The organism is Haloarchaeobius pelagicus (genome assembly GCF_051207375.1).
Taxonomy (GTDB): Archaea; Halobacteriota; Halobacteria; order Halobacteriales; family Natrialbaceae; genus Haloarchaeobius.
The window spans coordinates 342,969-368,486 of the sequence record NZ_JBPJZD010000001.1 but is presented as its reverse complement, the minus strand read 5'-3'; the positions used below and the strand labels follow the sequence as shown (position 1 = coordinate 368,486).

Below are 25,518 nucleotides of genomic sequence, written 5' to 3'. Positions count from 1 at the left end.
TCCTGCCACTTGATAGCGACCCACCCACCCCCAGATAGCGACCTTCCTACCCCCGTCCGAACCAGTCCGCGACGACCGACCCCAGCCCCGCCATCGCGAGACAACCGGAGACGAGGGCACCGGCGAGGGTCAGCCCGAGAATCCCGTTGGCGGCCGCTGCGGCCACGACCAGCGTCGGCCAGTCGTCGCCGAGGCCAGTCGCCAGGTCCGCGAGCGCCAACAGCGAGATGGCGACCCCAGTGACCCAGACGACGGTCGTGAGCACCATCCCGCCCATCATCGCGTAGGCCCCGCCGAGACCGAGTTCCGACACGACCAGGATGAGGAACCCGACGGTCCCGACGACGACGACCAGCCCGCCAGCGACGCCGTACACCAGCGAGGCGAGTGGATCCTCGCGGAGGTACGCCATCCGGTCGCGAGTGTAGTCCGGGCGCAACACGACCAGGAGGCCACCACCCACCAGCGTGGTGAGGAACAGCCCGACACCGCTCTCGACGGCCGGCTGGAACAGGTTCGGCGCGAAGGTGACGTGGTCACCGCCGGTCTGGGCCGCGAGCCCTGCGAGCGTCGTCGGCACCCCGTGCAACATGCGAGACGAATTGATTTCGAGCTGAGATAACTACACCGGCCAGTGGACAGCCGGAACGTTGAAACTCTGCTGAACTGAGATGTTCGTATGGACCTGCGGCTGCGCCTCTCTCTGGTCGTTCGGATGGTCGTCGCCACGGCGATAGTCGCCTCGCTGTCGGTCTGGGTGGCGCTGTTCACCGGCGTGCTCGGGTCGGCGCTGCTCCTCGGTGTGGTGGGCTGGATTCCCTCGAAGGTGGCGACGTTCGCGCTCGACGCACCCCGACTCTCGACGGTGCTCGACATCCATCCGGGCATCGTGGCCGTCGCCGCGTTCGCCGTTCTCTTCGTCGTCTACGCTGGCTGGGAACGCGTCGCGCACCACACCAGCAACGACTACCTCCTCCCGCCCTCGGACGTTCCCCAGGCGGTCATCGTCGTCGTGGTTCTGGGGGCGCTGTACTCCCTCCTCATCGAGTCTGCGGCGGCCATCACGCTCGCCGTCCTCTCGGTCCTCAGCCCGTTCTACCTGGGGGTCGGCGTGCTCGTCATCGGGTTCCTCCTTGGTATCTACGGCTTCGTTCTCGGTGTCCGCGGAACGGTTCAGTCACTGCAGGAACGCTCCATCTCGGAAGCGGTCCCGGTCGACGAGGTGGACGGCCGACTGCCCGAAATAGTCGCCAGGCTCGCCCGGCAGGGGAACGTTCCCACGCCATCGGTGCAAATCACGCCCCGCGACCGGCCCGAAGCGTTCACCGTCGGCTCCGGCTCCTCGGCCCTCCTCGTCGTCTCCCAGGGCCTGCTCGACCTGCTCCCCGACGACGAACTCGAAGCCGTGCTGGCTCACGAGGTCAGCCACCTCGCGAACGGCGACAGCCGGGTGATGGCGACCGCGCTCGCCCCGATAGTGTACGCCGAGGGGCTGTACATCGACGAGAACCCGGACGACCCCGGCGATGTGATCTTCAACCTGTTCGTGCGGATGGCGCTCCGGTACGGCGAGTTCGGCGTCGCGTTCCTCTCCAGAGGGCGAGAGTGGGCCGCCGACGCCGGGGCGGCCGAACTGACCGGGAACCCGGCCGCGCTCGCGAGTGCACTGGCCCGGCTGGACGACGAACACGGGATTCCACAGGAGGACCCCCGGGAGTGGTCGGAGGCGTACGCAGCGCTGGATATCGTGCCGACGCTGGACCCCGGTGAGCGGGCGTTTCCGTTCCGGACACATCCGTCGACGCAGGACAGAATCGAGCGGTTGCAGCGGCTGGCGAGGGAGTTGGAATCGTAGGGACCACCTGGAGTCCACAGTGGATGAGACGAATACCGGGTAACCGGGGGACAGTTCTTAGGTACTACCGTGCGTAGTACCGCACATGAGCGCCGAGAACGACACCGATGGCAAGACCACTCGCATCACCCGGAAGGGGCAGGTCACCATCCCGAAGGAACTGCGAGACGAGTTCGGCCTCGAGGAAGGTGATGAACTGGTCTGGCAGAAGACCGAGGACGGGATTCGAGTCAGGAAGGCGACACGGTCTGCGGGGCGTGGGATGCTCGTCAGCGACGACGTTCCCGAGGAGAAGCGCGAGGAGATGGCCGAGGAGATGGAAGCCGAGATTCGCCAGAAGCGACGGACTGAGTGGCAGCCGTGACCCGGTACACGGCCGACGGTGTGGCGATGTCGCGGTACCTCGTCGACCGGCTTCCGCCGGCCGCGGACGAAGTATTCGAGGGGGCCGAGAAGGGCGTCGACGTCATCGAGGCACCGACGGTGGCAGTGAGTGAGGCCATCTGGACGGCAGCCAAGAAAGGGACCATCGCCGGAATCGACGTCGAGACGACCCCGAATGCTGTGCTTCGCGGGCTGGTGAACGACGGCCCTGTCCAGATATCTCCGACCGACGAGCAAGACCTCGCGGTGTTCGGAAGCCTCGTCGACCACCACACGCTCCACGACGCCCTGCTGATTGCGAACCACCGAGTCCGGGAAACCGAGGCGCTCATCACGAACGACGAGGAGTTCGCCGCTGAAACCACCGTCTGGCGCTGACCGTCCTGCCCTACTTCGACGGCGGCGAAGACTGGTCAAGCTGAAACAGCAGTACGTATTGGAGCGGCTGTGTTCAGTAAACTGTCTCTGTTCGTTTCACGTTCGAATAGCTGGATACGCCGACAGACTCAGAATGCATGTTCATCAATCGACTGCCTATTTGTAGCAGGTCACATTTCCACCACAAACATGCGTTTCGGATCCGCTATTGGAAAATCGATATAACGATGCTCCAGAACTGTAGCCCTCGCCTTCCTCCTCGGTTGTATATAATTTCGAACTCGTGTATCCTTCTCCTGATGGCGTAATCTTGAGATCGTACTCGTGATTACCGTGTTCCGCTTCGGTTAGTGTGACTGCTACCCACCTTTCGCCCGGATGTAGCTGTTGTGACTCGTTCAATGCAATCCGACCGCTCTCGGTTGTCAATGTCACCGTGAAATCTTTGGTTGCTTCATAGTCATTCTCAATTACAATCCGATACTTCCACTGTTCTCCAGCCGCCGAGTCTGACTCCGGACTTAGGTCGCCAGAAAGACCGCTGCAACCAGCGAAGAACAGTAATATAAGGACCACCGATAATTGTTTCTTCATAACTAGTTGTCCAGATTCCTCTATAATAAAACAATGTCTTGAGCCAGACACCATGCTGCATTCCGGCATCTGTATTCAGTGGTGATTTTTACAACATTTAATCGACCTACCGACTGGCGCGACAGACCCAACCCTCTATGTCAATCGAATAGACATCCTCCCTCGAACCGATACCATTCGAGAATCTCAGCAGAGCCACACGGAGGGGAAGAATCGAACCCTACGACCAGTCTCTCACCGCAGCCAACCCAACAGCTCGTAATCGTGGTCGGGCGTGTACTTGCGGAACAGCAGGCTGTTCGCGAGCACGGAGACCGACGAGAGCGCCATCGCACCCGCAGCCAGCACGGGCTGAAGTAACCCGAGAGAGGCCAGCGGAATCATCGCGGTGTTGTAGCCGAGCGCCCAGAACAGGTTCTGCTGAATCTTCTGGAGCGTGCCGTCGGAGATGCGGATAGCCTTCACCACGTCGAGCGGGTCGTCACGCATCAGGGTCACGTCCGCGGCCTCGATGGCCACGTCGGTCCCGGAGCCGATGGCGGTCCCGACGAAGGCGGTCGCGAGGGCGGGCGCGTCGTTCACGCCGTCACCGACCATCATGGCCTTCGTGCCGTCCTGCTGGATGGCGTCGACCGCGTCGGCCTTGTCCTCGGGGAGGACCCCAGCACTCACGTTCTCGGGGTCGATGCCGACCTCCTCGGCGACGGCGCGGGCGGTCCGCTCGTTGTCGCCGGTGATCATGTGGACCGTGACGCCGCGCTTTCGGAGGGCGGCGACGGCCTCTTTCGAGGACTCCTTGACGGTGTCTGCGTCGGCGACGACGCCGGCCACGCGGTCCTCGACGGCGACCAACATCGCGGTCTTGCCTTCGCTCTCCAGCCGGTTCATTGCGTCCTCGGCGGGGGCGGTGTCGATGCCCGCAGATTCGAGCAGTTCGCGCTTGCCGACCCGAACCTCCTTGCCGTCGACCGTGGCGACGATGCCCTTCCCGGGGACGTTCTCGAACGAGTTCGAATCAGCGAGGTCGATGCCGCGCTCTCTCGCGCCCTCGACGATGGCCCGGGCGAGCGGGTGTTCGCTGTTCTGCTCGGCGGAGGCGGCCATCCGGAGGACGAAGTCCTCGTCCAGGGTCTCGGGGTCGGTGGTCGTCGCGCCAGCACTCCCGCCGTCGGCCCGGGCCTGGTCAACCACGACCACGTCGGTCAGGCGCATCTCGCCGGTTGTCAGGGTGCCGGTCTTGTCGAAGACGACCGTCTCGACGTCCCTGACGCGCTCGAGGATGTCGCCGCCCTTGAACAGGACGCCGTTCTGTGCGCCGATGGTCGTCCCGACCATGGTTGCGGCGGGGGTGGCGAGCCCGAGGGCACAGGGGCAGGCGATGAGCACCGCCGAGGCGAACACGACGATGGCGAACTCCTCGGCGCCGATGGCGGTCGGGCCGCCCAGGATGACGCCCCACAGGGGCAGGGCGTTCACGAAGTCCGTGAGGGCCGTCGGGGCGAAGTACCAGACCGCACCCCATAACAGGGCGTTCGCGATGACCGCGGGGACGAAGTACGCCGAGATGCGGTCCGCGAGGTTCTGAATCTCGGGCTGGCGCGACTGGGCCTCCTTGACGGTCTTGACGATCTGCTGGATGGCCGTGTCTTCACCCACTTTCGTGGCCTCGACCACGAGCACGCCGTTCTCGTTGATGGTCGAGCCGACGACCTCGTCGCCGGGCTCTTTCGAGACGGGCACCGATTCGCCGGTGACCATCGACTCGTCGACCGCGGAATCACCCTCCACGACCACGCCGTCGGTGGGAATCTTCTCGCCGGGGCGGACCTTCATGCGGTCACCGACCTCGACATCCTGGAGGGGGACCTCGCGCTCGGTCCCGTCCTCGTCGACGACGGTCGCGGTGTCGGCCTCCATCTCCAGCAGGGAGCGAAGCGCCTCGCTGGCCTGCCCTTTCGAGCGGGCCTCGAGGTAGTTACCGAGGGTGATGAACACGAGGATGAGCGCGGCCGTGTCGAAGTACAGCCCCGCGCCCTCGACCGCGAACACCAGCACGCCGAGGCTGTAGAAGTACGCCGTCGAGGACCCGAGCGCGATGAGCACGTCCATGTTCGCGGTCCGGTTCTTGACCAGCGCCTTGTAGGAGTTCTCGTAGAACGGCTTGCCGAGCAGGTACTGGACCGGCGTGGCGAGCGCGAAGGCGGCCCAGCCTATCGCGAGGTCGGTTCCCGGCACCGTCTCGGGAAGCACGCCGGGGAAGAAGAAGTGCTCCAGGAGCATGAACAGCAGCGGCGCGGCGAAGGCGGCCCCGACGAGCGTCAGGCGTTTCTGCTTGCGAATCTCGGCGTCGCGAGCCGACTCACGGGCCTCGTCCTCGCTGTCGGCGTCCTCGTCGCGAACCGGCGTGTAGCCCGCGTCCTCGATGGCCTGGTAGAGGTCTCGGCGCGAGACCGCGCCGGGAACGTACTCGATGCTGGCCTCGTCGGTCGCGAAGTTCACGTCGGCCCGGACGATTCCGGGGACCCGTTCGAGCGCGTCGTCGATGGTCTCCGCGCAGTTCGCACACGACATGTCGGTGATACCGATGGTCGTGGTCTCCGAGACCGGCTCGTAACCGGCGTCACGGATGGCGTCGAATACAGCGGCGAGCGACACCTCGCTGGAGTCGTAGGTGACGCTCCCCTCGTCGGTCGCGAAGTTGACCGAGGCCTCGCCTACCCCGTCGAGCGACGAGACGGCGTCCTGCACCGTATTCGAGCAGTTGGCACAGGACATGCCGGAGATTTCGAGCTGGATAGTCCGTTCTGGCATCTTGGTAGAGACTACGGGTTCCTCTTTCAATCGGGTTGTGCTTTCGATACCCGCGTCGAAACCACCACTCGAATTTCGATTCGAATCTACACGATTCGTTTCACGCTCGGGTTGTGGGCGTCTCAGGCAGCCTCCTCCAGTCGTTCGAACCGGTCGCGAAACCGACCCTCACAGGACGTACAGCAGAAGTTGTACACCGACTCGCCGACCCGCGCCGAGACGCCCTCACTCGTGACGGTGTTGCCGCACTCGGCGCATTCGAGGGCGAACTCGGTGCCACCGACGCTCGGCGACCAGTCCACGTTCGACAGCAGTTCCACCGAGACGTCCTGGATGAGCGTGGTGTCCGTCACGGACGCGAGCCACCGGTGGACCGCCGTATCCGGAACCCGGGCGTGGAACGTCAGGTCACCGTCGGCGGTGGTGAACAGGTGTTCGACCGCCTCCGCCTGGCGCAGGTCCGCCTTGACCGCATCTGCCATCCCTGCATCGAGGTCGAGGTGGACCAGCACGGGCGTTCCCTCGCGTAGCTGCGAGCGGTCCACGTCCACGGTGAACCCGCGGACGATTCCGACCTCTTGCAGTCGCTTCACCCTGTCCGAGACCGCGGGGCCGGAGAGCCCGACCTGCTCGCCGATGTCGGCGAACGACCGCCGGGCGTCGGCCGCGAGCGCTTGCAGGATCTCCATGTCGGTATCGTCGAGGTCGCGCATGGCTCGCAAGACGAGGCACAGAGTCAAGAGTGTTCGGCAGATTTTGCTTTGGATTCGAAAGTCGATTCGGTGAGATAGTGCTGACCCACGAACGAAAAGTGGAATAGTCGCCCCTCCCCTACCCTCGTCCATGAGCCAGAAACTGACGGTGGAAGGCATGAGCTGTGGCCACTGCGAACAGACCGTCGAGGACGCGCTGCTCGACGTAGCAGGCGTCGAGGATGCGACCGCGGACAACGAGTCGAACTCGGTTACGGTGACCGGTGACGCACAGGTCGACGACCTCGTGGCAGCCGTCGAGGACGCCGGCTACGACGCGTCGGCCTGAGACACCCCGCTTTTCGTCAGGGTTCCGCGACCACGACCAGCCGGTGGCTCTCGCGCTCCAGATCGCTCCCGTCGAGGCCGCCATACAGGGACACCTCGGAGAAGCCAGCCCGTTCGAGCAGGCGGCGAAGCTCCGACGGGGCGTACAGGCGCAGGTCCCACGACACCTCGCCGACGTGGTCGTACCCTGCGCCTCGCTCCTCGAACAGCGTCAGCGTCGTCTCCATCCGCCCGGTCGCCGGCGTGTACTCCGTCTCCTCGACGTGGAGGAGCTCGTCGTCCCGACCCGCGAAGGAGTTCCGGTAGTTCGCCATCGTCGCCTCCTTGTTGACGAGTTCCATCACCAGGGCACCGTCGTCGGCGACCGTCTCGTGCAGGCCCGCCGCGACCGCCTCGTTGGTGTCCTCGTCGAAGTAGCCGAACGCGGTCCACATGTTGGTGACGAGGTCGTACTCGCCGTCGACCGCGCCGAGGTCGCGCATATCCCCCACTTCGAAGGTGGCCCGGTCGGCCACGTCTGCATCCTCGGCGCGCTCCCGGGCGATCTCGACGTACTGTGGCGAGATATCGACACCCCGGACCGATACGTCCGCGCTGGCGAGTTCGACCGCGTGCCGGCCGATACCGCAGGCCACGTCGAGGGCGGTCTCGGGTTCGATGCCGTGCTCGCCGACGAGGGCGAGCAACTGCTCGACCTGCTCGGCGGCGGCGTCGATGCGCCGGTGCATCGTCACCGCGAACACCTCGGGGTGGTCGACGAACATCTCCTCGGTCCAGTGGGTCATCGGGTGGGTTTCGCAGTGTCGGCAGAAAAGCACTGCTCTCGAACAGATGTCAGTAGACCGTGCCAGCGCCGTAGACGATGAGGACCGCGACGACCAGCAGCGCGACCGCGACGAGACTCGCACCGTAGAGGAACGGTTTCGCGGCGGCGGCCGGTGACCGGACCTTCTTCTCGGAGAACCCGTCGGCGAGCTTGCTCGCGCCGACCTCGCAGAGACCGGTCAGCACCAGCCAGAGCCCGAGCATCGTCAGGACGAGGTGGCCCCGCGGGCTCCCGAACAGGGAGATGCCGCCGCCGTCGCCGACGGTGTAGAGGGTGCCCGCGAGGTGGCCGCCGGTGACGAACAGGACGACCGCGGAGCCACGCGTGACCCAGCGGAACCGGCCGACGATGGACTCCATCGGGCTGGCGTTCAGCGACCCGTCGAGTGCCGAGGGGAGCAGTCCGAGGGTGAGAAACAGCACACTGCCGGCCCAGACGGCGGCGGTGACGCTGTGCAACATCCGCATCACGAGGTCGAGAAGTGCAACCATATCCGCGGGATGTGACCGGGGGGCGAAAAACGTTGACTATTCGGCCGAACTCGCGCAGTCGGCACAGAGCAACTCGATGGTCGCGGTCTTCGAGCCCAGGACGGTCTCCAGGTCGTTCACCGGGTGGGTCTCGCCACAGCGCTCGCAGTCGGCCATCGGCTGTGAGACGTCGCCGAGCAGGGTGTCCACGTCGAACGCGTCCTCCGTCTCGAGGGTACCGACGGCGAAGGCGTCCTCGCTCGGGCGGTCACGCATCGACCTGTCGGCGACGCCGCCGAAGCCCGCCTCCGGCGTGTCCGTCTCGATGACGCTGACCAGCGCCTCGCTGAAGAACTCGGCTGCGAGGTCGTCGGGGAGGCCAGCGTTGCCGTACAGCGCGGCGACCAGGTCGTCGTGGAGCGTTTCGGGAGTACGGTCCTCCTGCGCCGCCGCGGCCGCCAGCGCGGCGGCCTCGCGCTCTTCGTACCCCGAACTCTCGGCCGGGTCGCGGACGAAGTGGTCCACGACCGCACGGACCTGTCGCCGGACGGGGGCGGCCGCGCTCCAGCGAGCCGGGAACGCCTCGTCGATGCGCTCGTCGCGCTCGCCGGTTCCGTGCGGGCCGTCGAACTCGGATGCAACGCCCGTGGTGACGGTCCCGGCGTCGGTCCTCCCGTCGGCACCGCCGGGATGTGGCTCCTGCCGGTCTCCGGTCGCGCCACCGCTGGCTACGTCACCCCCACCGTTGGGGCCGCCACCGGTTTCGCCGCCCACCCTGTCGCCTCGTGTCTCTGCTGTCGGACTGCGCGGCGAGGGGCCGTTCACGACGTCCACGTCTCGCTCACCACTCTCGGTCTCTGTCGGGTCGGTGACGACCTCCGCGGCGGGGCCGCGAGCGTCCTGCTCCGCCGTCTCCGGGGGGTGTGGGTCCAGTCTCCCCGAGGCGAGGTCACAGAGCACGCTCAGACTCTCCTGTAGTGACGAGGGCTCGTAGCCGCGACAGTCCGCGTACAGTCGGTCGATACGGTCGGCGAGTGCTGCTGGAATCTCGACCGTCACGACCGCTTCGTCGCTGTCCTGACCCTCGTCCATCGTACACGCTCTCACCGCCGACGCCTATAAATTTCACTGACTCGGGCGGTGGACCGTGGCCACGTCTCCCGTGTTGGATGCGTACAATTATCATCTCTCGACGTAGAGGCTAGTAACTGGACACGCAGACGATGTGGACCAAGAACCGGCTCATCCTGTTCGCCGTGGCCATCGCGGTCCTCCTAGTCGGGACCACACTCACCGCACCGTCGGTCAGTACGCCCGACCCGGAACCCACCGACCGCAAGCTGGTCACCCTCGGGGAGAGCGAGACCACCATCTGGCCGTACGTAGGCCCGAAACGGTCGTTCGACCGGCGCGCGAGCTCCATCAATCTGGTCGTGCGGGCGGACGCCTCGGAGGTGACCCGGCGGCTGCGGTCGGGTGAGACCATCTGGAACACGAGCGAGCCGGCGTTCACGGAGGAGAACCGGTCCGAGCGACAGGTCGACAACGGGACGGGCGTGAGCTGGTCCGACGCCTACGGCGCGAAGCGGTACGTCTACTACGAGACCGGTACCCAGTCGGTGTGGACCGCCCAGACGAGCCAGCTCCACCACGGCGACTACTTCGGGGGGCAGTACCACGTCCGGGTGTACGACCTGCACCAGGCCGAGGGGAACTGGACCGTCGTCCAGGCCCACGCCGAACACTGGGACTGGTTCACCCTCACCCACACCGTCGACAGCCTCGAAGAGGCACGCATCAACATCGAACAGGACTTCATGACCGCCGCCGGTCCCGACGACGTCCAGCGGGTGTACTACGACAACGGCGACACCTACGACCACGACGGCTGGACGACGCTCGTCTACTTCGCGCTGCTCCCGCTGGTCGGCGCGACCGCCTTCGTCCCGACGCTCGAACGGGCGTTCGACCGGCTGTGGACCCGCCACACCGTCTGGCGGGTCGTCCTGTTCCTCTCGATTCCGGCCGTCGTGCTCGCGGTTCGCCTCGGTGGCGTCACGGCCGAGAACCTCCTCACGGTCGACCCAGATATCGTGGTCGCCGCGTTCTACCCGGTGCTCGTCATCGGAACGCCGCTGGCCGCGTTCGCGGCCGGGAGTCGGCTGGAGCCGACCGACGGGTTCCTGTTCGGCTCGCTCGGCTTCGGCATGGCCGTCGTCGTCGACTACGGGTTCATCGGCGTCTCGGTGCTCCCGATAGAGGTCGTGATGCACCGGGTCGGGCTGGCGGTTGCCATCGGCCTCGTCGCGGCGGGGGCCCGCCGGCTCGACGACTTCGAGCTCGAACCCCCGCTGGTCGTGGGGCTGGTGACCTGGCTCGTGCTCGTGGTCGCGGCCCACGTCGTGTGATGGGAGACTGTACGTTTTTACCGGACCCCCTCGAATCGTCGACCCGTGATTCGCCGCCCTCACTCGCCGCAGGCCCGTGACCGCCTGCACCAGCGCCCTCTCCAGCCACGGCCCGCCCCGAAAGGTGGTTCGCCGTGATGCCACGACTCGGCCACGTCCGCCGCATCGCCACGGTCGAGGTCAAACGGACCGCGAGAAGCCTCGGCGACAACCGGATACAGCTCGCGGCGGTGGCGCTCACCGTGGCCATGCTCACCGTGTTCGCCGGCGCTGCGGCCTACGCCCTCGTCACGGCCGGCGAGACGCTCCGGGCCGGCGACCTCCCGGAGATTCCGGTTCCGGGCGGCGTGGTCGGGCTCGTCCGCGGTGGTGTCGGCCTCGGGTTCGTCTTCCTCGTCGTGATGAGTGCCATCAGGACGGTCGGCAAGCGGGCGACCGTCGACGAACCCGCCGGCCTGCTGCTCGCCAGCCCGGTCCGGAACGTGGTGCCCGGCGTGGTGTGTAGCGAACTCGTGCTGTACCTCTCCTGGCTGCTCTTGCCCATCGCGGTGCTCGTCACCGGCTTCAGCTACGGCGCACGGGCACCCGGCGTGCTGCTGGCCCTCCCCGTGGTCGTCCTCGGGGTCGCCTTGCCCGCGATCTGGCTGGGCTACCTGCTCGGACTGGTCGGCCACCACCTCGTCACCCGGTACCCGCCGCTGGCCCGGAACCGGACCGCACTGGTCGCGGCCGCCTTCGTCGCGTACTTCGCGCTGATATTCACGGGGTCGTTCGGTGAGGCGGTCTCGCTGCTGTTCGAACCGGTCCAGGCGTCGCCGCTGTCGTGGTACGGCGACCTGCTGTTGCTGGGTGCGCCAGCAGTGTCACCCTCGGTCGTCCGGGCTGGTCTCGCGGTGCTCGCGACCCTCGCCCTGCTGCCCGTGCTGCAGGTGGCGACGGTGACCGTCGCCTCCTTCCACTGGTTCTCCGACCCGGCTCGCGAGGTGGAAGAAGACGACGAGGCCGCCGCGGCGGGGACGAACGCGCTCCAGGGAACCGGTCGCCTGTCCGTCCTCACGGCTCCGCTCCTGCGCCCGCTCGACCGGCCGACGCGGCAGGTGGTCCGCGTCGCGTGGATCCGCACGAAACGGGCCCCCATCAAGCTCCTCTACCTCGGCTACCCGCTGTTCGCGTTCCTCCAGCAGTTCGCGGCCATCGTCGAGACCGGACGGGTCCCCGAGCACATACCCTTCCTGCTGGGGCTGTACGTCGCCTGGGGGACCGCGATGGCGTTCACGCTCAACCCACTGGGCGACGACAGCCCGGTGCTGCCAGCCACGCTGAGTTCGCCGCTCACCGGCCGCCAGTTCGTCGCCGGGCACGTACTGGCCGGGGTGATTCCTGGCCTTCCCGTCGCGCTCGTGGTCGTCGGGGTGAGCGCGGTCGTCAGTCCGCTCTCACCGACGCTGGCTGTCGCCGCGACTGCGGCTGGCGCGCTCGCGACGGTCCTCGCGCCGACCCTCGCGGCGGGTATCGGCGTCTCGTTCCCCCGGTTCGGGAGCGTCAAAGTCGCCGGGAACCGCAAGGCTGTGGTCCCGAGCAAGACCGCGATGCTGGTGTTCTCGCTGGCGCTCGGGGCCGTCGCGTTCGGGGCCGCCGCCGCGTTCGTCCCGCTCGTCAGGGAGGTGGTCGTCGGGCTGCTGGGGCTGATCGTCGCGTTCGTGACCCCGTGGGAACTCTCGCTCGCACCCGGGACGGTCCAGCCGGTCGGCTACGCAGTGGTCGTCGCCAGCGCGCTCGCGCCGGTCGTCTCCTACCGCTACGCAGTACAGCGATACGACTCCTACACGGTCGATTAGTCGGGAGAAGCGGGGCTACCGGAAGCGTTCGGGCGTTATCTTGGGCAGCTGTTTTCGGATGACGGTGTAGCCGAACGAGACGAGCAGTCCACCGACGACGAGCTGGCGGACCAGTCCGTCGAAGACGAGCAGGCCGGGCACCGCGAACACCGCGCCGACCGCGAAGTCCTCCGGGGCACCGTCGTACCGGATGTAGCGCCGCGGCTCGACCCAGCGCTTGAGCGGGTGGATGTAAACCGCACGACTGGAGGTGGCCTCCCAGGGACGGAGTTCGAGCCCGCCGCCGAGGGCGTCGCTGGCCGAGTGGATGGCCGCCGCGGCGAGGAACACCGCGATGCCGACGGTCATCGGACTCGGCGAGACCAGCGCCGCGGCGGTGGCCGGGACGGTCGCAACCGAGTACCAGACCGGGAAGTGCAGGGTCTTGCGGTGGACCGCCGCGAGGTCGAGGTCGGGGAAGGTTCCGCCCGCGAGGCCCGCGATGGCCGCCACAAGCCCGAACTCGGGCGCGACGGCGTTGACAGCCACGGCCAGGAAGAGTCCCACGAACGCGTGGGTAGTCGCCATCATGTGCGAGCGGCTAGGACTGCCGACGAGAAAACCCTGTCCCCCTGCAGTGTTCCGGTTCCTGCACCCCGTCCGGCCCGGCAGGGTTTTTCTCCTGGCGTGCCAACACGCGACCATGTCGCTGACACTGTACCAGCTCGACGGCTGTCCGTGGTGCGAGAAGGTCGCCGACCGCCTCGACGAACTCGAGATGGCGTACGAGAGCATCTGGGTCGAGGCGCTGCACTCCCAGCGCGACGAGGTCAAGCGCGTCTCGGGCCAGCGCGCCGTCCCCGTACTCGTGGACGACGAGACCGGCGTGACGATGAACGAGTCCGCGAACATCCTGGAGTACATCGAGACGACCTACGCGGAGGCGTAGGGCAGCAGCGGGCCCTCACGGGTTCTCGTGATTCCGCGACCGAAAACAGTACCACCTGTCGCCCGTACCTGACAGCTATGCCTACACCGACCGTCGGTGACGACTTCTCGCCGACGCGCGCGTTCGCCGGCGACCTGGACGACGCGGACCCGCTGGCCGCGTTTCGCGAGCGGTTCCACGTCCCCGACGACGAGCGCTACATGGACGGGAACTCCCTCGGCCTCTGCTCGGCGGACGCCGAAGCCGCCATCGACCGGGTGGTCGCCGAGTGGAAGGACCTCGCCATCCGCGGCTGGACCGACGCCGACCCGGACTGGTTCCACTACGGCGAGCGCCTCGGCGACCGGCTCGCGCCCCTCGTCGGGGCCCAGGAATCGGAAGTGGTCGTCGGCAACTCGACCACGGTCAACATCCACACGCTCGTCGGCACGATGCTGGACCGATACGACGGCGAGACCGTCCTCGTCAACGACCTCGACTTCCCGACCGACCACTACGCCATCGCCGCGCAGTTGCGCCAGCGCGGGCTCGACCCCGACGAGCACCTCCTGTGCGTCGAGAGCGACGATGGGAGAACGATAACCGCGGCGGCGGTCGAGGACGCCCTCGAAACCCACGACGTGGACATCGTGTTCATGCCCACGGTGCTCTACCGGTCCGGGCAACTGCTCGATGTGGGGCGAATCACCGAGTTGGCCCACGAACACGGCGCATTCGCGGGGTTCGACGCGGCGCACTCGGTCGGAGTGGTCCCGCACGAGTTCGCCGAGAAAGACGTTGACTTCGCCGTCTGGTGTACCTACAAGTACCTCAACGCCGGCCCAGGAGCCATCGCGGGCCTGTACGTGAACGAGCGCCACTTCGACGCGGAACCGGCCCTCGCGGGGTGGTGGGGCCACGACAAGGCGACCCAGTTCGAGATGAACCACGAGTTCACCCCGGCCGGAGACGCTGGGGCGTGGCAGATCGGGACGATACCCGTGCTCGCGGCCGCGCCGCTAGACGGCGCACTGGACGTGACCCACGATGCCGGCATCGAGGCCCTGCGAGAGAAGTCGATTCTGTTGACGGACTACCTTATTCGACTTGCAGACGAGCGACTGGCCGACCTCGGATACGCGGTCGGGACGCCCCGCGATTCGGACAGACGCGGCGGCCACGTCGCCCTCGAACACGACGAGGCGTACCGCATCAGCCAGGCGCTCAAGGACCGGGGCGTGGTCGTCGACTACCGGCCGCCGAACGTGGTTCGGGTCGCGCCATCGCCGTACTACGTCGGGTTCGAGGCGGTCTGGACCGTGGTCGAGGACCTGCGGGACATCGCAGAGAACGAGCGGTTCGACCAGTACGAACCGCAGTCCGGCGGCGTGACATAGGGTCTGTTCGGGCCGCTACGGCCGCCCCGATGCCGACCGAGGCGACTCGTCCCACTCGTGCTCGGAGCCCCGCTCGCCGTCGGTAACGTGGAAACCACCCGTCTCCGCCCGGCCCGACAGTTCCCGCTGCGGGAATGGAATCTTGACTCCCTCCCGGCCGAACGCCTCCTTCACCGCGTGGATGGCGACCCGGCGCGCCTGCCACCGGCGCTGTGGAATCGGGTCCTCGATCCAGAACCAGAGCCGGAGGATGACCGCCGAGTCGTCGAACCGGACCGCGACCACCTCGGGGGACGGCTGGGACATTATCTCCTCGAGTGACTCGAGCGCGGCCAGCGCGACGGCCTCCGCGTGTCCCGGCTGGACGCTGTAGTCGACACCGACCTCGAGACGGACCCGCAGTTTCTCCTCGCGACTCCGGTTGACGATGGTCTGGTTCTGTACCGTCCGGTTCGGGAGGACGACGTGTTCGCCATCGAGGTTGCGGAGGCGCACGTTGTTGATGGTGATGTCGCTGACGAACCCCTCGTGCTCACCGATCTGCACCCAGTCGCCCACGTCGAAGGGACGGGAGAGGATGAGGATGAACCCGGCGACCATCGACCCGATGGTCTCCTGGGCCGCGAACCCCAGGATGATACCGAGGACCCCCGCACCCACGAGGAGTTCGCTCAGGTTCACGCCCCAGAACACGACCGTCGTGAGCGCGAAGCCGACGAAGACGACCACCTGCGCGGAGTAGAAGACAGCCAGCCGCTGGTGGACCGACGTGAACTGTGTTCTCCCCCCACGGTTCCGGAGCAGCAGGAGTTTCAGGACGCGTGTGAGGGTGTACGCCGCGACCAGCAGGATGACCGTTATCAGCACCCGAACGACCGTGTCGACGCCGAATTCGAGCAGACTGACCGCGGTGACCACCTCTCCCGTCCCGTCCCAGTTGACCGCCACGAAGACGGTCGTGAGCGTCGCCACGGCCAGCAACAGCAGCGCCTGGATGACCTCGGCGTTCTCCGGGCCGAACCGTGCGTCCAGCCGGTCACCCAGGTACCATATCCCCGCACCGACCAGCACCGCGGCCATCAGCACCGGCAACACGTCCGTAACCGGCGTAGCGGCTGGTAGGAGAACCAGTAGTGACGCCCCCATACCCACTACTACGCCTCGATTCTGTTTAGCAACAGAGGGCAGTGGTCCTGGGGCTGTGCATCGCTCGACAGAGTACAGTCTCGCCTGGACTGGTCGTGGGTGCGTCGAACGGAACGCGAAAATCGGTGGGTCGGTCGACCGGTTCGACCGGCTCAGTCGTCGATGTCGATGGTCTCGGGTTCGTCTTCGGCCTCTTCTTCCGCGACCTCGTCCACGTCGAGTTCGACCGGTTCGTCCTTCGCGGCCGCCGCCTTGTCGCCGGCGCGGTCGGCCAGGATGTAGCCGAACAGGCCACCGACGAGCATGCCGAGGCCGGACGCGCGGGCCGACTCGACGTACCAGTCGCGGGGTTCGAGCTCTGCGGTGTTCTCGAACGTCGGCGCGAGTACGACGCGCTGGGTGAGTTTCGCGGCCTTCCGGGGGAACAGGAGACTGACCAGACCGTACACCGCCGTCGCGGCCGACACTGCCTTTCGAATCTTCGGGGAACCGAGCATACTCGCTGATACGTCGCCCAGGGGGAAAAACCCCGACCAAACGGCAGGCCGCTACTGCGTGCTCCGGATCGCTTCGACGGTGCTCGCAGCGTAGTCCGCGGAGTGGAACATGAGGTGGAACGTGGTCTCGTCCAGGAGTGCATCCGGGGCCGCGTCAGCAGGCTGGCCGACGGACAGCAAGACGTCGCTGCCCTCGCGCCACACCCAGAGCGACTCGCCTGCCGTGAGTTCTCCCGGCACGTCGACGTAGGCGTCGTAGTCCGGGCCAGACATGCTGAATTGACTCCCCGAGACGACCGGGTTGCCGCCCGTGTGTTCCAGCACGAGATAGTCACCCTCGACCCGCTGGGAGATGGCTGGCGCGTTCTCCCTGGCCTGTCCGAGCCACGGGGGGTCGGCGACGCTGGTCGTCCCGACGGCGGAGACCGTGACCGTGTGGTGCAGGTCGAGGAGCTCGTCGTCGGTCACGAGGCGTGTGTCCGCCGTAAAATCACGGACGATGCCGTCGGAATCCGCGACGAGCTCCGCCGAGAAGTCCGCGATACGGTTCGGACCGGCCCACCCGTACAGGTCCATGACGGCCGACTCGTCGGCCAGCGAATCCGCACTCGTCTCGAAGACGGTCGTGTCGCCTCTGACGGTTCGCTCCGGCGCATCGAAGTCGCCACCAGCGATGAGCGTCCGCAGGTTCCAGTGCTGGACCAGCCAGTCTAATGGCATCCCGCTGGACCAGTTCGACCCCCACGATGGTTGGACGACCCCGTAGGTCCACCCACCGCCGGTGTCGCCACGCCAGGTCGCCCGCCCCTCGTTCCAGAGTTTCTCGACCCTTCCGTCTCGTGTGAGCAACGCCCTGTCGCCGTCGTTGTCGACAGTCATCGAATGTGCCGTCTCCTTCCCGACCTTCTCGAGTGCCGTCTCGAGGTGGTAGGAGGTCCTCGCGAGGCTGCTTCGGTGTGCGTCCGCCAGGAGTGGAGTGACGCCATCGGCAGCCATTCCGACGGGGAGGTCAGCAGGTTCGTCGGTCGGCTCCGGCGTGGTCTCAGCGTCGGTCGTCGTCGCAGTGTTCTCCGACCGTGTCCCGCTCGAAGTCGGTGCTGCACCCGGTGAACCCGTGTCCGTTCCACCACCACCACCTGCTTCAAGCCGAAGACAGCCAGAGAGACCCATCGCGCCCAACACACCGAGCACGTCCCGTCGATTCATACCACGTCTTCTTGACGGTCTGATAAAATGCTGCTGTCCGTGACAGTCCGCACCCGTGGGTCACTCCCCGGTCGGGAACTCGTCTCGCTCGCCCATCCAGGCCGAACTGCCGTCGCCGCCCCCGGTCTTGTACACACCGCGGGCCGTGGCGACCGTCCGTCCGGACTCGTTCTCGATGGTCACGTCGACGGTCGCGACGTCCCCGCCGTTGCGGACGACCTCGGCCTCGGCGACGAGGTCCTCTGTCGCCGGCGAGAGGTGGTCGATGCGGATGTCGATTGTCGGCGTCGGCTTGTGGACCAGCGAGATGATGGCCGCACCACCGACGTGGTCTGCGAAGGAGTGGACGACGCCGCCGTGGGCGACGGTCCGGCCCGGGACCGACGAGTGCTCCTCGCCGAGTTCGAGCGACCCGCGGGCGAAGCCGTCCTCGGCCTCGGTGACCTCGATGCCGAGGAGGTCGGCGTAGGGCATCGCGTCGAAGATGTCTGCGACAGTCATGGACAGGGGAACGAGAGCCTCCGTGAAACCGTTTCGCCAACGGGGACAAACGCGCCAGTGGTGGATTCAGGACGAGAACGGGACGACAGGATGCGTGTGACGGGCCGCTATTCGGACGTGTCGCTCTGCCCGGGCACACCGCGGCCCTGGAAGAACGTGCCGCCCCACTGGCTGATCCAGATATCCTGGTTCGAGAGGTACAGCGACTGCTCGCAGTCGAAGGTGTCGTCGACGACCGACCACGAGTCCGACTGGGTGTCGTACTCGACCGCGGCGTTGTAGACGGCTGCCTGCCCGAACTCGCCGCCGGCCTTCGGCGGGAGCGGAAGCGTGTGCTCGGCGTTCTCGTCGCGCGACGGCGGGCGCTCGGCGCGCTGGAGCCGGCCGCGGTTGAACGTCTGGTCGTAGAAGCTCGCGTACTGCTCGCGGACCTTCGACATGCCGAGGACCGCGTCGGCCGCGTTCACGCCACCGGTGATGTCCCCGGCGTCACGGGCCGTGATGCGGTAGGCCGAGTCGCCCTTGGCGGACATGTAGGTGCCTGCTTCGGCGTCGAACAGTTCGTCGGCCATGTAGCCGAGCGTCGCCTCGCCGGTGCTGGTGAAGTCCACACCGTCTATCTCGGAGGCCCACAGCAGGCCCTGGCCGACGATACCCTGCGTCGCGGCCTGGTTCGCCGCGCCACCGGAGACCTTGCCGTTGCCGTCGACGTTCGCCTCCACCTTCGCGGCGAGGTTCTCGGCGTAGGTGGCGGCCCTGGCCTCGAGCTCCGCGCTCCCGGCGTGGGTGCCGTACCAGCCCATCGCGCCGAGCATGAGGCCGAGGTCGCGGGTCGACCCCATGGAGACGATGTCGTCGGGCGAGAAGGCGTCCATCGTGGCCGTCCCGACGCCGTCGGTGAGCATCTGTATCTTCTCGGCGGGAATCAGCGGTTCGGGATTGACGTAGCCGAACCAGTCGCCCTGCGCGAGGCTGGTGAGGTCGGAGAGGAACCACAGCATCGCGGCGTGCTGGGTCGGCTTCGGCTCGGGGGCGACCACGGCCGGCTGCGTCGGGTCGAACCCGGAGATGAGCGGGAAGCTCCCATCCGGCTGGGTGAGCGCACCGTTCCCGTGCGGACCGCCCGCGATGAGCGTCGCCTTGACGCCGATCTGCGCCAGCGTGGTGAGGACCTGTGCGCGGAACTTCGCCGCGATCTCTGGAGGCAGGCTGTCGAAGTGGTTCTGGAAGTTCTTCGCCCAGGTGACGCCCTTGAGGTGGGTCCAGCCCAGCGACGCGGGCGAGACCGTCTTGGAGGACTTCGACATGTCCCATTTGAGCGTCGCAGCGTCCGGGCGACCGTCGCCCGAGTCGAACACCGGCTGCTGGGTGAAATGCGGAACGCCCGTCGTGAACGGTGCCATGTTCAGGTTGGGGTTCTTGATGGGCGGTTTGTCCGTGTCCGCGTGCTTCAGCATCGCCGGGATGCGCTCGTCGGCAGCTGCCTGCTGTTCCTCGTTGTGCGGGAACTGGACGCCGTTGCCCGACATCGCGATGTTGGTACTCATGTTGTAGAGCGAGTACCAGTACGAGTCCCACGTCGCGGCGATCCAGTCGTAGGTGGGGCCGGTGTTCTCGCCGCCAGCACCCATGATGCCGGCGTTCTGGAGCTGGGTCGTGAGGTGGGCCGCCTCCGCACCAGAGAGGTCCGCGGGCTGGGTCGTCCCGGGACCGTCCTGCGGGCTCCCGACCACGACGATGCCGACCATCCCGAGGCCCTTGTGCGGTTTACAGAAGTAGTTGTGGACGCCTTCGGTCTCGAACGTGTGCTCGAAGGTCTCCCCGGCGGATATCGTGCCGGAGTCGAACGCGGGGGCTCCGTCGGGGACGCGGTGGACCGTCCCGTTCCCCTCGTGGTAGGCCGTGACCGAGTGGGGCATCCCCTCTATCTGCCAGGTGACGGTCGCACCCGCTTCGATGAAAACGACCGAGGGCGTGAACACGAACTGGCCCGCGCCCTGGTCGCCGTCGAGGACGGCCGCACTGACCTCGGCGCTGGACTGTCGGTCGTCCGGACCACCGAGTACGTCAGCACCCGGCGGGTTGTTCGAGCCGGCGCTCCTGTCGGATTGCGTCTTCGTTGCTGTGTCCGTGGCGGCGTCCGTCGCCGTCTCGGTCACTGTGCCAGTCGATTGCTGTCCGGAACAGCCAGCGAGTGCAGCCAGGGCGGCGGCACCGCTCGCGTGGATGAAACGTCGTCTGTCCATCGTTTAGTTACTCCTCGTAACCGGCTTTCTTTGGGTTAGTAATCAGTTTCACCCAACCCGGAACTAACCGAGTAACGCCGAGGTTAGTTGAGAAAGCTAGATGAGAGCACGTCTCGGTGGTGTCGAATCGGGGCTACCAGAGTCCGGTGGTGCGTGAAATGGGTGTGACCCGTTATCCCGGATGGTGACATCTCTCTGTACATGGCCACGCGCACCGTCCAGCCCACCCCCGCGTGGAAGGTGGGCGCGCTCCTCGTCCTCGCCGGCGTTCTCCTCCTGCTGGACACGACCGGTCTCTTTCCGCTCGACCTCACCGCGCTCGTCCCGGCAGTCATGGTCGGCTTCGGCGTGTACGTCCTGTTCGCCCGAGGCTTCACCCGTGTCTTCTGGCCGCTGGTGCTCGTCACCGTCGGGCTGGGGTGGCAACTCGTCACGCTCGGCGTGACGACCGAGGCACGAATCTGGGACTACTGGCCGGTCTTCCTCATCGTCCTGGGCGTGTCGGTCCTGATACGCCGCCGCCAGCAGGTGTACCGCGTCGACGACGTCTGGTTCACCAACCACGGCATCGCCTTCGAGGACCTCGACACCAGAGAGGTCGTCGCGGTCTTCAACGATGCATCCGTCGACCTCCGCGAAGCCGAGGCACCTGTCGCGGTCGAGTGCGTGGCCGTCTTCGGCGACGTGACGGTGTTCGTCCCCGAGGACTGGACGGTCGCGACGACCGCCATCGAGGTGGTCGGCGACGTCGAGGACCTGCGACTGGACCACCCGGCAGCCGACCCCGACGTCGTCATCGACGGGCTCACCGTGTTCGGCGACGTGCTGGTGCGGTGAAATTCGCCGGGACGACGGGCCGACGAATCACAATCCCTACGTGCCCACCTGTCCGAGCGTGAGCCATGCAACTGGGCGTAATCGGTCTCGGCAGGATGGGCCGCATCGTGGTCGACCGCGTTCTCGACGAGGGCCACGACGTGGTCGCGTTCGACCTCGACGACGACGCAGTGGAAGCCGCTGCGGACGCGGGTGCCACACCCGCCGACTCGGTCCGCGGACTGGCGAACGAACTCGGCGACGACAAGCGCATCTGGCTGATGGTTCCGGCCGGCGAACCGGTCGACGCCGCGCTCGACGACCTCGAACCGCTGCTCGACGAGGACGACGTGGTCGTCGACGGCGGGAACTCCTACTTCGAGGACTCGGTGCGACGCGCGGAATCGACCGACGCAGCCTACCTCGACTGCGGGACCTCCGGCGGCCCTGCAGGCGCGAAACTCGGCTTCTCCCTGATGGTCGGCGGCCCGCAGTGGGCCTACGACGAGCTGGTCCCCGTCTTCGACGCGGTCGCGACCGGCCCCGACGGCCACGACCGCATGGGCCCCGCCGGCTCCGGCCACTACGTCAAGATGGTCCACAACGGCGTCGAGTACGTGCTGATGCAGGCCTACGGCGAGGGCTTCGAACTGCTCGCGAACGGCCGCTACGACCTCGACCTCGAGGCCGTCTCGCGCACCTGGAACAACGGCGCGGTCATCCGGTCGTGGCTGCTCGAACTCTGCGAGGAGGCGTTCCGCGAGGAGGGCAACGACCTCGGCGACGTCTCCGACCACGTCGCAGGCGGTTCGACCGGTACCTGGACGGTCCAGGAGGCACTCGAACAGGAGGTTCCCGTCCCGCTCATCTACCAGTCCCTCGCCGAGCGGTTCAGTTCGCGTGCCCCCGAGCAGGGTCGGTTCTCGCGCCGGCTGGCGAACCGGCTCCGGTACGGCTTCGGCCGGCACGAGGTCAAGCGCGACTGACCGGCCATCACTGGTCGAGCGCGACCGAGTGACCCTTACCAGTCAAGGTGACGACAGATTACAATCTATTTAACCTAGCGTCCTGTTTTGCGTTGGTATGGTGAAAAGTACGGTCCGATTCTCCGAATCGACCGTCGACGAGATCGAGTCACTCGTCGAGGAGGGCGTCTTCGAGAGTAAGTCCGAGTTCTACCGCTTCGCCTCGGAGTACATCCTCGAACAGCTCTCGGACGATTACGTGCCGTCGACCGTCGACTTCGAGGACATCAAGAACGACGTCTTCCCCGACGAGCAGCTCATCGAACCCGCCGAAGGCCCCGAGTCGGGCCTCCCCTTCTTCGAGTCCGTGGCGACCATCCGCCGGTTCATCATCCGCGGCAACGTCCAGGACGCCGAAGACTTCATCGACCACCACTACAACAGCAGCTCCCGCGACGCCCTCATCCTCGAAGAGTTGCTCGAATGCTACCGGCTCCAGTACGACGCATCCCGGTCCGCCCGCGACTGAGCGCCGACTCCCCCGTCCCACCACCACCACCGAGTGGCGACAACCCCGCGACGGGCCGCTCGCCAATCACAAATGAATTAAACCCGTACTCCAAATCTCCGAACACATGGCCATCAACGAACTGGGACTGGCTATCGGGCTCTCCCTGACGGTCATCGCCGTCGTCATGCACTTCTTGCGTGGGACAGCGTGGACCCCCACCGAGGACATCTCCCAAGAGGTCCTCGAACGACGCGCGTCGACCGTCGCCGAAACCGACTTCCCCGAACCCATGAACCGCGCCATCGGTGGCGGCGGCGCTGCCGGCGCTATCGCTGGCGGCGAAGCCGGCGGCGAGCTTGAGGGTGGCGAGGAAGCCGAAGAGGAATCCACGAGCCCGGCCGACATTCCCGAGGACGAGGTCGAGTACTTCGACGTCGAGTACAAGAAGGAAGGCGCAACCGTCGAGGTCGCCAACAACGAATCCCTGCTCGAAGCCGGCGAGGACGAGGGCTGGGACCTCCCCTACGCCTGCCGCCAGGGCCAGTGTGTCTCCTGTGCGGGCCACATCGCCGACGGTGGCGACTCCCGCGACTACGTCGTCCACGACAACCAGGAGATGCTCGACGACCCCGAACTCGAGGACGGCTACGTCCTGACGTGTGTCGCCTACCCCAAGGCCGACTTCACGCTCGAGACGAACGAGACGCCGTAACAGCCCGCCCGATACCTCCGTTTTCGTCTTTCTCACCGCCCGCCGAGTGATTTCTTTCCGGTCCGTTACCCCGATTCAACAGAGTGAAATGGGAGTGTTTCGTTTCGAAGCACCGTGAGCAACGCACCCTCAGACAGCATCACCGAGGGTGGCCTCGCGCGGCCCATGTTCCGGCTCGCATGGCCCATCGTCGCCCTCCAGCTCCTCCAGGTCACGTACAACATCGCGGACACGTTCTGGCTCGGCCAGTTCGACACGGACGCCCTGGCCGCCATCAGCCTCGCGTTCCCCCTCATCTTCCTGCTCATCTCCCTCGCCGGCGGCTTCACCGCCGCCGGTGCCATCCTCGTCGCCCAGTACACCGGCGCGAAGAGCGAGGGTTCGGCGGGGCGGGTCGCCGGCCAGACCATCTCGTTCGTCTCCATCCTCGCCGTCGGCCTCGGCCTCGTCGGCTACCTCTTCACCGAGGAGATGCTCGCCCTCCTCCCCAGCCAGGGCGAGACCCAGGCCAACGTCATCCCGCTCGCCGCCCGCTACATGGAGGTGTTCTTCCTCGGCATCGTCTTCATGTTCGGCTTCTTCGTCTTCTCGGCGCTCATGCGCGGCTACGGCAACACCAAGACCCCCATGCGAGTCATGGTCGTCAGTGTCGCCCTCAACGTCGTCCTCGACCCCATCCTCATCTTCGGCTGGGGCCCCATCGATGGCATGGGCATCGTCGGCGCGGCCATCGCCACGGTCGCCTCCCGCGGCCTCGGGACCATCCTCGGCCTCTACATCCTGTTCATGACCGACGCCGGCCCCGCCATCGAGTTGCGCCACCTCGCCCCCGACATGGCGGTCATCAGGGAGATCGTCGACATCGGTGTCCCAAGCGCGCTCGAACAGTCCGCCAGCGCCCTCGCCATGGTCACGTTGACCGCGATGATCGTCCAGTTCGCCCCACCCGTCGTCGCCGCCTACGGCCTCGGCAACCGCATCGCCTCGCTCATCTTCCTCCCCGCGATGGGCCTCGGCCGCGCCACCAACACCATGGTCGGCCAGAACCTCGGTGCCGGGAATACGGAACGCGCCGAGCGCGCCGTCTGGCTCGCCGCGAAGGTCTCTGGCGGCGTCCTCCTCGCCGTCGCCATCGCCGTCTTCTTCTTCCCCAGCGTCCTCGTCGACGCCTTCATCAGCAACACCATCCCCGACGCCGCCGCCACCATCAGCCTCGGCTCCGAGTACATCCAGATTCGAACCGTGGAGTTCGCCTTCATCGGCGTCCTTCAGGTCCTGCTGGGTGCCTACCGCGGCGCGGGCAACACCAAGACCGCCCTCGTCTTCTCGCTCGTCGCGCTCTGGATCGGCCGCGTCGCGACGGTCTCGGTCCTCGCGTTCGACTCGGTCCCGCTCCTCGGCTTCGCCGGGTATGGACTGGGACCGACCGGCTTCTGGTACGGCATGGCCATGGGCAACGTCGTCGGCGCGATTGCAGCGGGTCTCTGGTTCACGCGAGGGACCTGGAAACGGTCGATCATCGACGAGCCCGGGCCGACGCCCTCGGTCGCCGACGGCGGCGAAGAATAACTGGTTCACAACCGTTATGTCGGGGCATCGTCTATCGAAGCGTGAGGGCCCATAGCTCAGTGGACAGAGTGCTTGGTTCCGGACCAAGATGTCGCGGGTTCAAATCCCGTTGGGTCCGTTCGGACTCCTTTCAGTCGTCCTCACTCCCCCAACGTACTCACGCTCGCTGACGCTCACGTGAGTCCCGTTGGGTCCGTTCTCCTGCGAACAACGTGAGCAGTGAAAACGTAATCCGCGGGATTTGAAACAGCGAGCGGAACGAAGTGGAGCGAGTGAGGTTCAAATCCCGTCGAGTCCTTTTTTAATCCCTGGTCATATTGACCACAAAGTGACAAATTTAATACATATAACGGCTATCGTATAGATTGGCTTCAACGTGTATAAAACGGTCAAGTAGCCAATTGTTCAGACCCGCTATATCAGGGTTTAGAGCAACTACCA

At 66.4% G+C, this 25,518-nt stretch carries 26 protein-coding genes and 1 tRNA gene; 14 read left to right on the top strand and 13 right to left on the bottom strand.

Features of this window, described 5'->3' with window-relative positions:
• Positions 1-46: 46 nt before the first annotated feature.
• On the bottom strand, positions 47-592 hold the full coding sequence (locus tag ACSC1S_RS01985) for a DUF8173 domain-containing protein (RefSeq protein WP_435362934.1): 546 nt from the start codon (positions 590-592) through the stop codon (positions 47-49).
• 87 nt (positions 593-679) lie between these two features.
• On the opposite strand from ACSC1S_RS01985, the gene ACSC1S_RS01980 reads away from it, so the two are divergent.
• The 3 genes from ACSC1S_RS01980 (at position 680) to ACSC1S_RS01970 (ending at position 2,617) form a co-directional block, all read left to right on the top strand.
• Positions 680-1,855 carry a M48 family metallopeptidase gene (locus ACSC1S_RS01980; RefSeq protein WP_435362933.1) on the top strand — a complete coding sequence of 392 codons (1,176 nt, stop codon included), beginning with the start codon at positions 680-682 and terminating at the stop codon, positions 1,853-1,855.
• Positions 1,856-1,940: 85 nt separating this feature from the next.
• Positions 1,941-2,219, top strand: coding sequence for an AbrB/MazE/SpoVT family DNA-binding domain-containing protein (locus tag ACSC1S_RS01975; RefSeq protein WP_435362932.1), 279 nt, complete (start codon positions 1,941-1,943; stop codon positions 2,217-2,219).
• Positions 2,216-2,617: a hypothetical protein gene (locus ACSC1S_RS01970; protein ID WP_435364572.1), complete on the top strand. Its 402-nt coding sequence runs from the start codon at positions 2,216-2,218 to the stop codon at positions 2,615-2,617. Before ACSC1S_RS01975 ends, ACSC1S_RS01970 begins: the two co-directional genes overlap by 4 nt.
• Before the next feature lie 156 nt (positions 2,618-2,773).
• Here ACSC1S_RS01970 and ACSC1S_RS01965 read toward each other — a convergent pair whose 3' ends face one another.
• The 3 genes from ACSC1S_RS01965 to ACSC1S_RS01955 all read right to left on the bottom strand — a co-directional run bounded on the left by ACSC1S_RS01965 (position 2,774) and on the right by ACSC1S_RS01955 (position 6,735).
• Positions 2,774-3,211 carry a hypothetical protein gene (locus ACSC1S_RS01965; protein ID WP_435362931.1) on the bottom strand — a complete coding sequence of 146 codons (438 nt, stop codon included), beginning with the start codon at positions 3,209-3,211 and terminating at the stop codon, positions 2,774-2,776.
• Between the two features lie 234 nt (positions 3,212-3,445).
• Positions 3,446-6,022, bottom strand: coding sequence for a heavy metal translocating P-type ATPase (locus ACSC1S_RS01960; RefSeq protein WP_435362930.1), 2,577 nt, complete (start codon positions 6,020-6,022; stop codon positions 3,446-3,448).
• Between the two features lie 122 nt (positions 6,023-6,144).
• Positions 6,145-6,735, bottom strand: coding sequence for an AsnC family transcriptional regulator (locus ACSC1S_RS01955; protein ID WP_435362929.1), 591 nt, complete (start codon positions 6,733-6,735; stop codon positions 6,145-6,147).
• Positions 6,736-6,865: 130 nt separating this feature from the next.
• Here ACSC1S_RS01955 and ACSC1S_RS01950 point away from each other — a divergent pair, with 130 nt between their 5' ends.
• A complete protein-coding gene (locus tag ACSC1S_RS01950) occupies positions 6,866-7,063 on the top strand; it encodes a heavy-metal-associated domain-containing protein (protein WP_435317129.1) in 198 nt (65 codons plus the stop codon).
• 16 nt (positions 7,064-7,079) lie between these two features.
• Here the strand turns inward: ACSC1S_RS01950 and ACSC1S_RS01945 are convergent, their stop codons facing one another.
• From ACSC1S_RS01945 to ACSC1S_RS01935, 3 genes are read right to left on the bottom strand one after another with little or no spacing between them, the layout of a single operon-like run.
• Positions 7,080-7,847, bottom strand: a complete 768-nt coding sequence (locus ACSC1S_RS01945; RefSeq protein ID WP_435362928.1) for a class I SAM-dependent methyltransferase — start codon at positions 7,845-7,847, stop codon at positions 7,080-7,082.
• Positions 7,848-7,896: 49 nt separating this feature from the next.
• Complete coding sequence (locus ACSC1S_RS01940; RefSeq protein ID WP_435362927.1) at positions 7,897-8,379, bottom strand: transporter; 483 nt, start codon at positions 8,377-8,379, stop codon at positions 7,897-7,899.
• Between the two features lie 36 nt (positions 8,380-8,415).
• Positions 8,416-9,450, bottom strand: a complete 1,035-nt coding sequence (locus tag ACSC1S_RS01935; protein ID WP_435362926.1) for a hypothetical protein — start codon at positions 9,448-9,450, stop codon at positions 8,416-8,418.
• 131 nt (positions 9,451-9,581) lie between these two features.
• Between ACSC1S_RS01935 and ACSC1S_RS01930 the strand changes: the two genes are divergently transcribed.
• Both ACSC1S_RS01930 and ACSC1S_RS01925 read left to right on the top strand, forming a co-directional pair.
• The gene (locus ACSC1S_RS01930; protein ID WP_435362925.1) at positions 9,582-10,766 is read left to right on the top strand and encodes a hypothetical protein; all 1,185 of its coding nucleotides are present in this window, start codon (positions 9,582-9,584) and stop codon (positions 10,764-10,766) included.
• Positions 10,767-10,903: 137 nt separating this feature from the next.
• Positions 10,904-12,604: a hypothetical protein gene (locus ACSC1S_RS01925; protein ID WP_435362924.1), complete on the top strand. Its 1,701-nt coding sequence runs from the start codon at positions 10,904-10,906 to the stop codon at positions 12,602-12,604.
• A 15-nt stretch (positions 12,605-12,619) separates the two neighbouring features.
• On the opposite strand, the gene ACSC1S_RS01920 is transcribed toward ACSC1S_RS01925, so the two are convergent.
• Positions 12,620-13,174 (bottom strand): metal-dependent hydrolase, encoded by a 555-nt coding sequence (locus ACSC1S_RS01920; RefSeq protein ID WP_435362923.1) that lies wholly within the window; start codon positions 13,172-13,174, stop codon positions 12,620-12,622.
• A 112-nt stretch (positions 13,175-13,286) separates the two neighbouring features.
• Between ACSC1S_RS01920 and ACSC1S_RS01915 the strand changes: the two genes are divergently transcribed.
• Together ACSC1S_RS01915 and kynU are read left to right on the top strand one after the other, a co-directional pair.
• Complete coding sequence (locus tag ACSC1S_RS01915) at positions 13,287-13,532, top strand: glutathione S-transferase N-terminal domain-containing protein (RefSeq protein ID WP_435317122.1); 246 nt, start codon at positions 13,287-13,289, stop codon at positions 13,530-13,532.
• Positions 13,533-13,609: 77 nt separating this feature from the next.
• Positions 13,610-14,908, top strand: coding sequence for a kynureninase (gene kynU, locus ACSC1S_RS01910; RefSeq protein ID WP_435362922.1), 1,299 nt, complete (start codon positions 13,610-13,612; stop codon positions 14,906-14,908).
• 15 nt (positions 14,909-14,923) lie between these two features.
• Here kynU and ACSC1S_RS01905 read toward each other — a convergent pair whose 3' ends face one another.
• The 5 genes from ACSC1S_RS01905 to ACSC1S_RS01885 form a co-directional block, all read right to left on the bottom strand.
• On the bottom strand, positions 14,924-16,054 hold the full coding sequence (locus tag ACSC1S_RS01905) for a mechanosensitive ion channel family protein (protein WP_435362921.1): 1,131 nt from the start codon (positions 16,052-16,054) through the stop codon (positions 14,924-14,926).
• A gap of 152 nt (positions 16,055-16,206) precedes the next feature.
• Positions 16,207-16,551 carry a DUF6199 family natural product biosynthesis protein gene (locus ACSC1S_RS01900; RefSeq protein WP_435317119.1) on the bottom strand — a complete coding sequence of 115 codons (345 nt, stop codon included), beginning with the start codon at positions 16,549-16,551 and terminating at the stop codon, positions 16,207-16,209.
• A 51-nt stretch (positions 16,552-16,602) separates the two neighbouring features.
• Positions 16,603-17,757 carry a hypothetical protein gene (locus tag ACSC1S_RS01895; protein WP_435362920.1) on the bottom strand — a complete coding sequence of 385 codons (1,155 nt, stop codon included), beginning with the start codon at positions 17,755-17,757 and terminating at the stop codon, positions 16,603-16,605.
• Positions 17,758-17,817: 60 nt separating this feature from the next.
• The gene (locus ACSC1S_RS01890) at positions 17,818-18,258 is read right to left on the bottom strand and encodes a PaaI family thioesterase (RefSeq protein WP_435362919.1); all 441 of its coding nucleotides are present in this window, start codon (positions 18,256-18,258) and stop codon (positions 17,818-17,820) included.
• Between the two features lie 107 nt (positions 18,259-18,365).
• A complete protein-coding gene (locus ACSC1S_RS01885; protein ID WP_435362918.1) occupies positions 18,366-20,504 on the bottom strand; it encodes a plastocyanin/azurin family copper-binding protein in 2,139 nt (712 codons plus the stop codon).
• 201 nt (positions 20,505-20,705) lie between these two features.
• On the opposite strand from ACSC1S_RS01885, the gene ACSC1S_RS01880 reads away from it, so the two are divergent.
• From ACSC1S_RS01880 to ACSC1S_RS01855, 6 genes are all read left to right on the top strand, one after another.
• Positions 20,706-21,341 (top strand): LiaF transmembrane domain-containing protein, encoded by a 636-nt coding sequence (locus tag ACSC1S_RS01880; RefSeq protein WP_435362917.1) that lies wholly within the window; start codon positions 20,706-20,708, stop codon positions 21,339-21,341.
• Positions 21,342-21,406: 65 nt separating this feature from the next.
• Entirely contained in the window at positions 21,407-22,306 is a 900-nt protein-coding gene (gene gnd, locus ACSC1S_RS01875) for a phosphogluconate dehydrogenase (NAD(+)-dependent, decarboxylating) (RefSeq protein WP_435362916.1), read from the top strand.
• A gap of 97 nt (positions 22,307-22,403) precedes the next feature.
• On the top strand, positions 22,404-22,814 hold the full coding sequence (locus tag ACSC1S_RS01870; RefSeq protein ID WP_435362915.1) for a hypothetical protein: 411 nt from the start codon (positions 22,404-22,406) through the stop codon (positions 22,812-22,814).
• Positions 22,815-22,920: 106 nt separating this feature from the next.
• Positions 22,921-23,508: a 2Fe-2S iron-sulfur cluster-binding protein gene (locus tag ACSC1S_RS01865; protein WP_261650017.1), complete on the top strand. Its 588-nt coding sequence runs from the start codon at positions 22,921-22,923 to the stop codon at positions 23,506-23,508.
• Positions 23,509-23,673: 165 nt separating this feature from the next.
• Entirely contained in the window at positions 23,674-25,077 is a 1,404-nt protein-coding gene (locus tag ACSC1S_RS01860) for an MATE family efflux transporter (protein WP_435364571.1), read from the top strand.
• Positions 25,078-25,122: 45 nt separating this feature from the next.
• Positions 25,123-25,195 (top strand) — tRNA-Arg (locus ACSC1S_RS01855).
• The last annotated feature ends 323 nt before the right edge of the window (positions 25,196-25,518 follow it).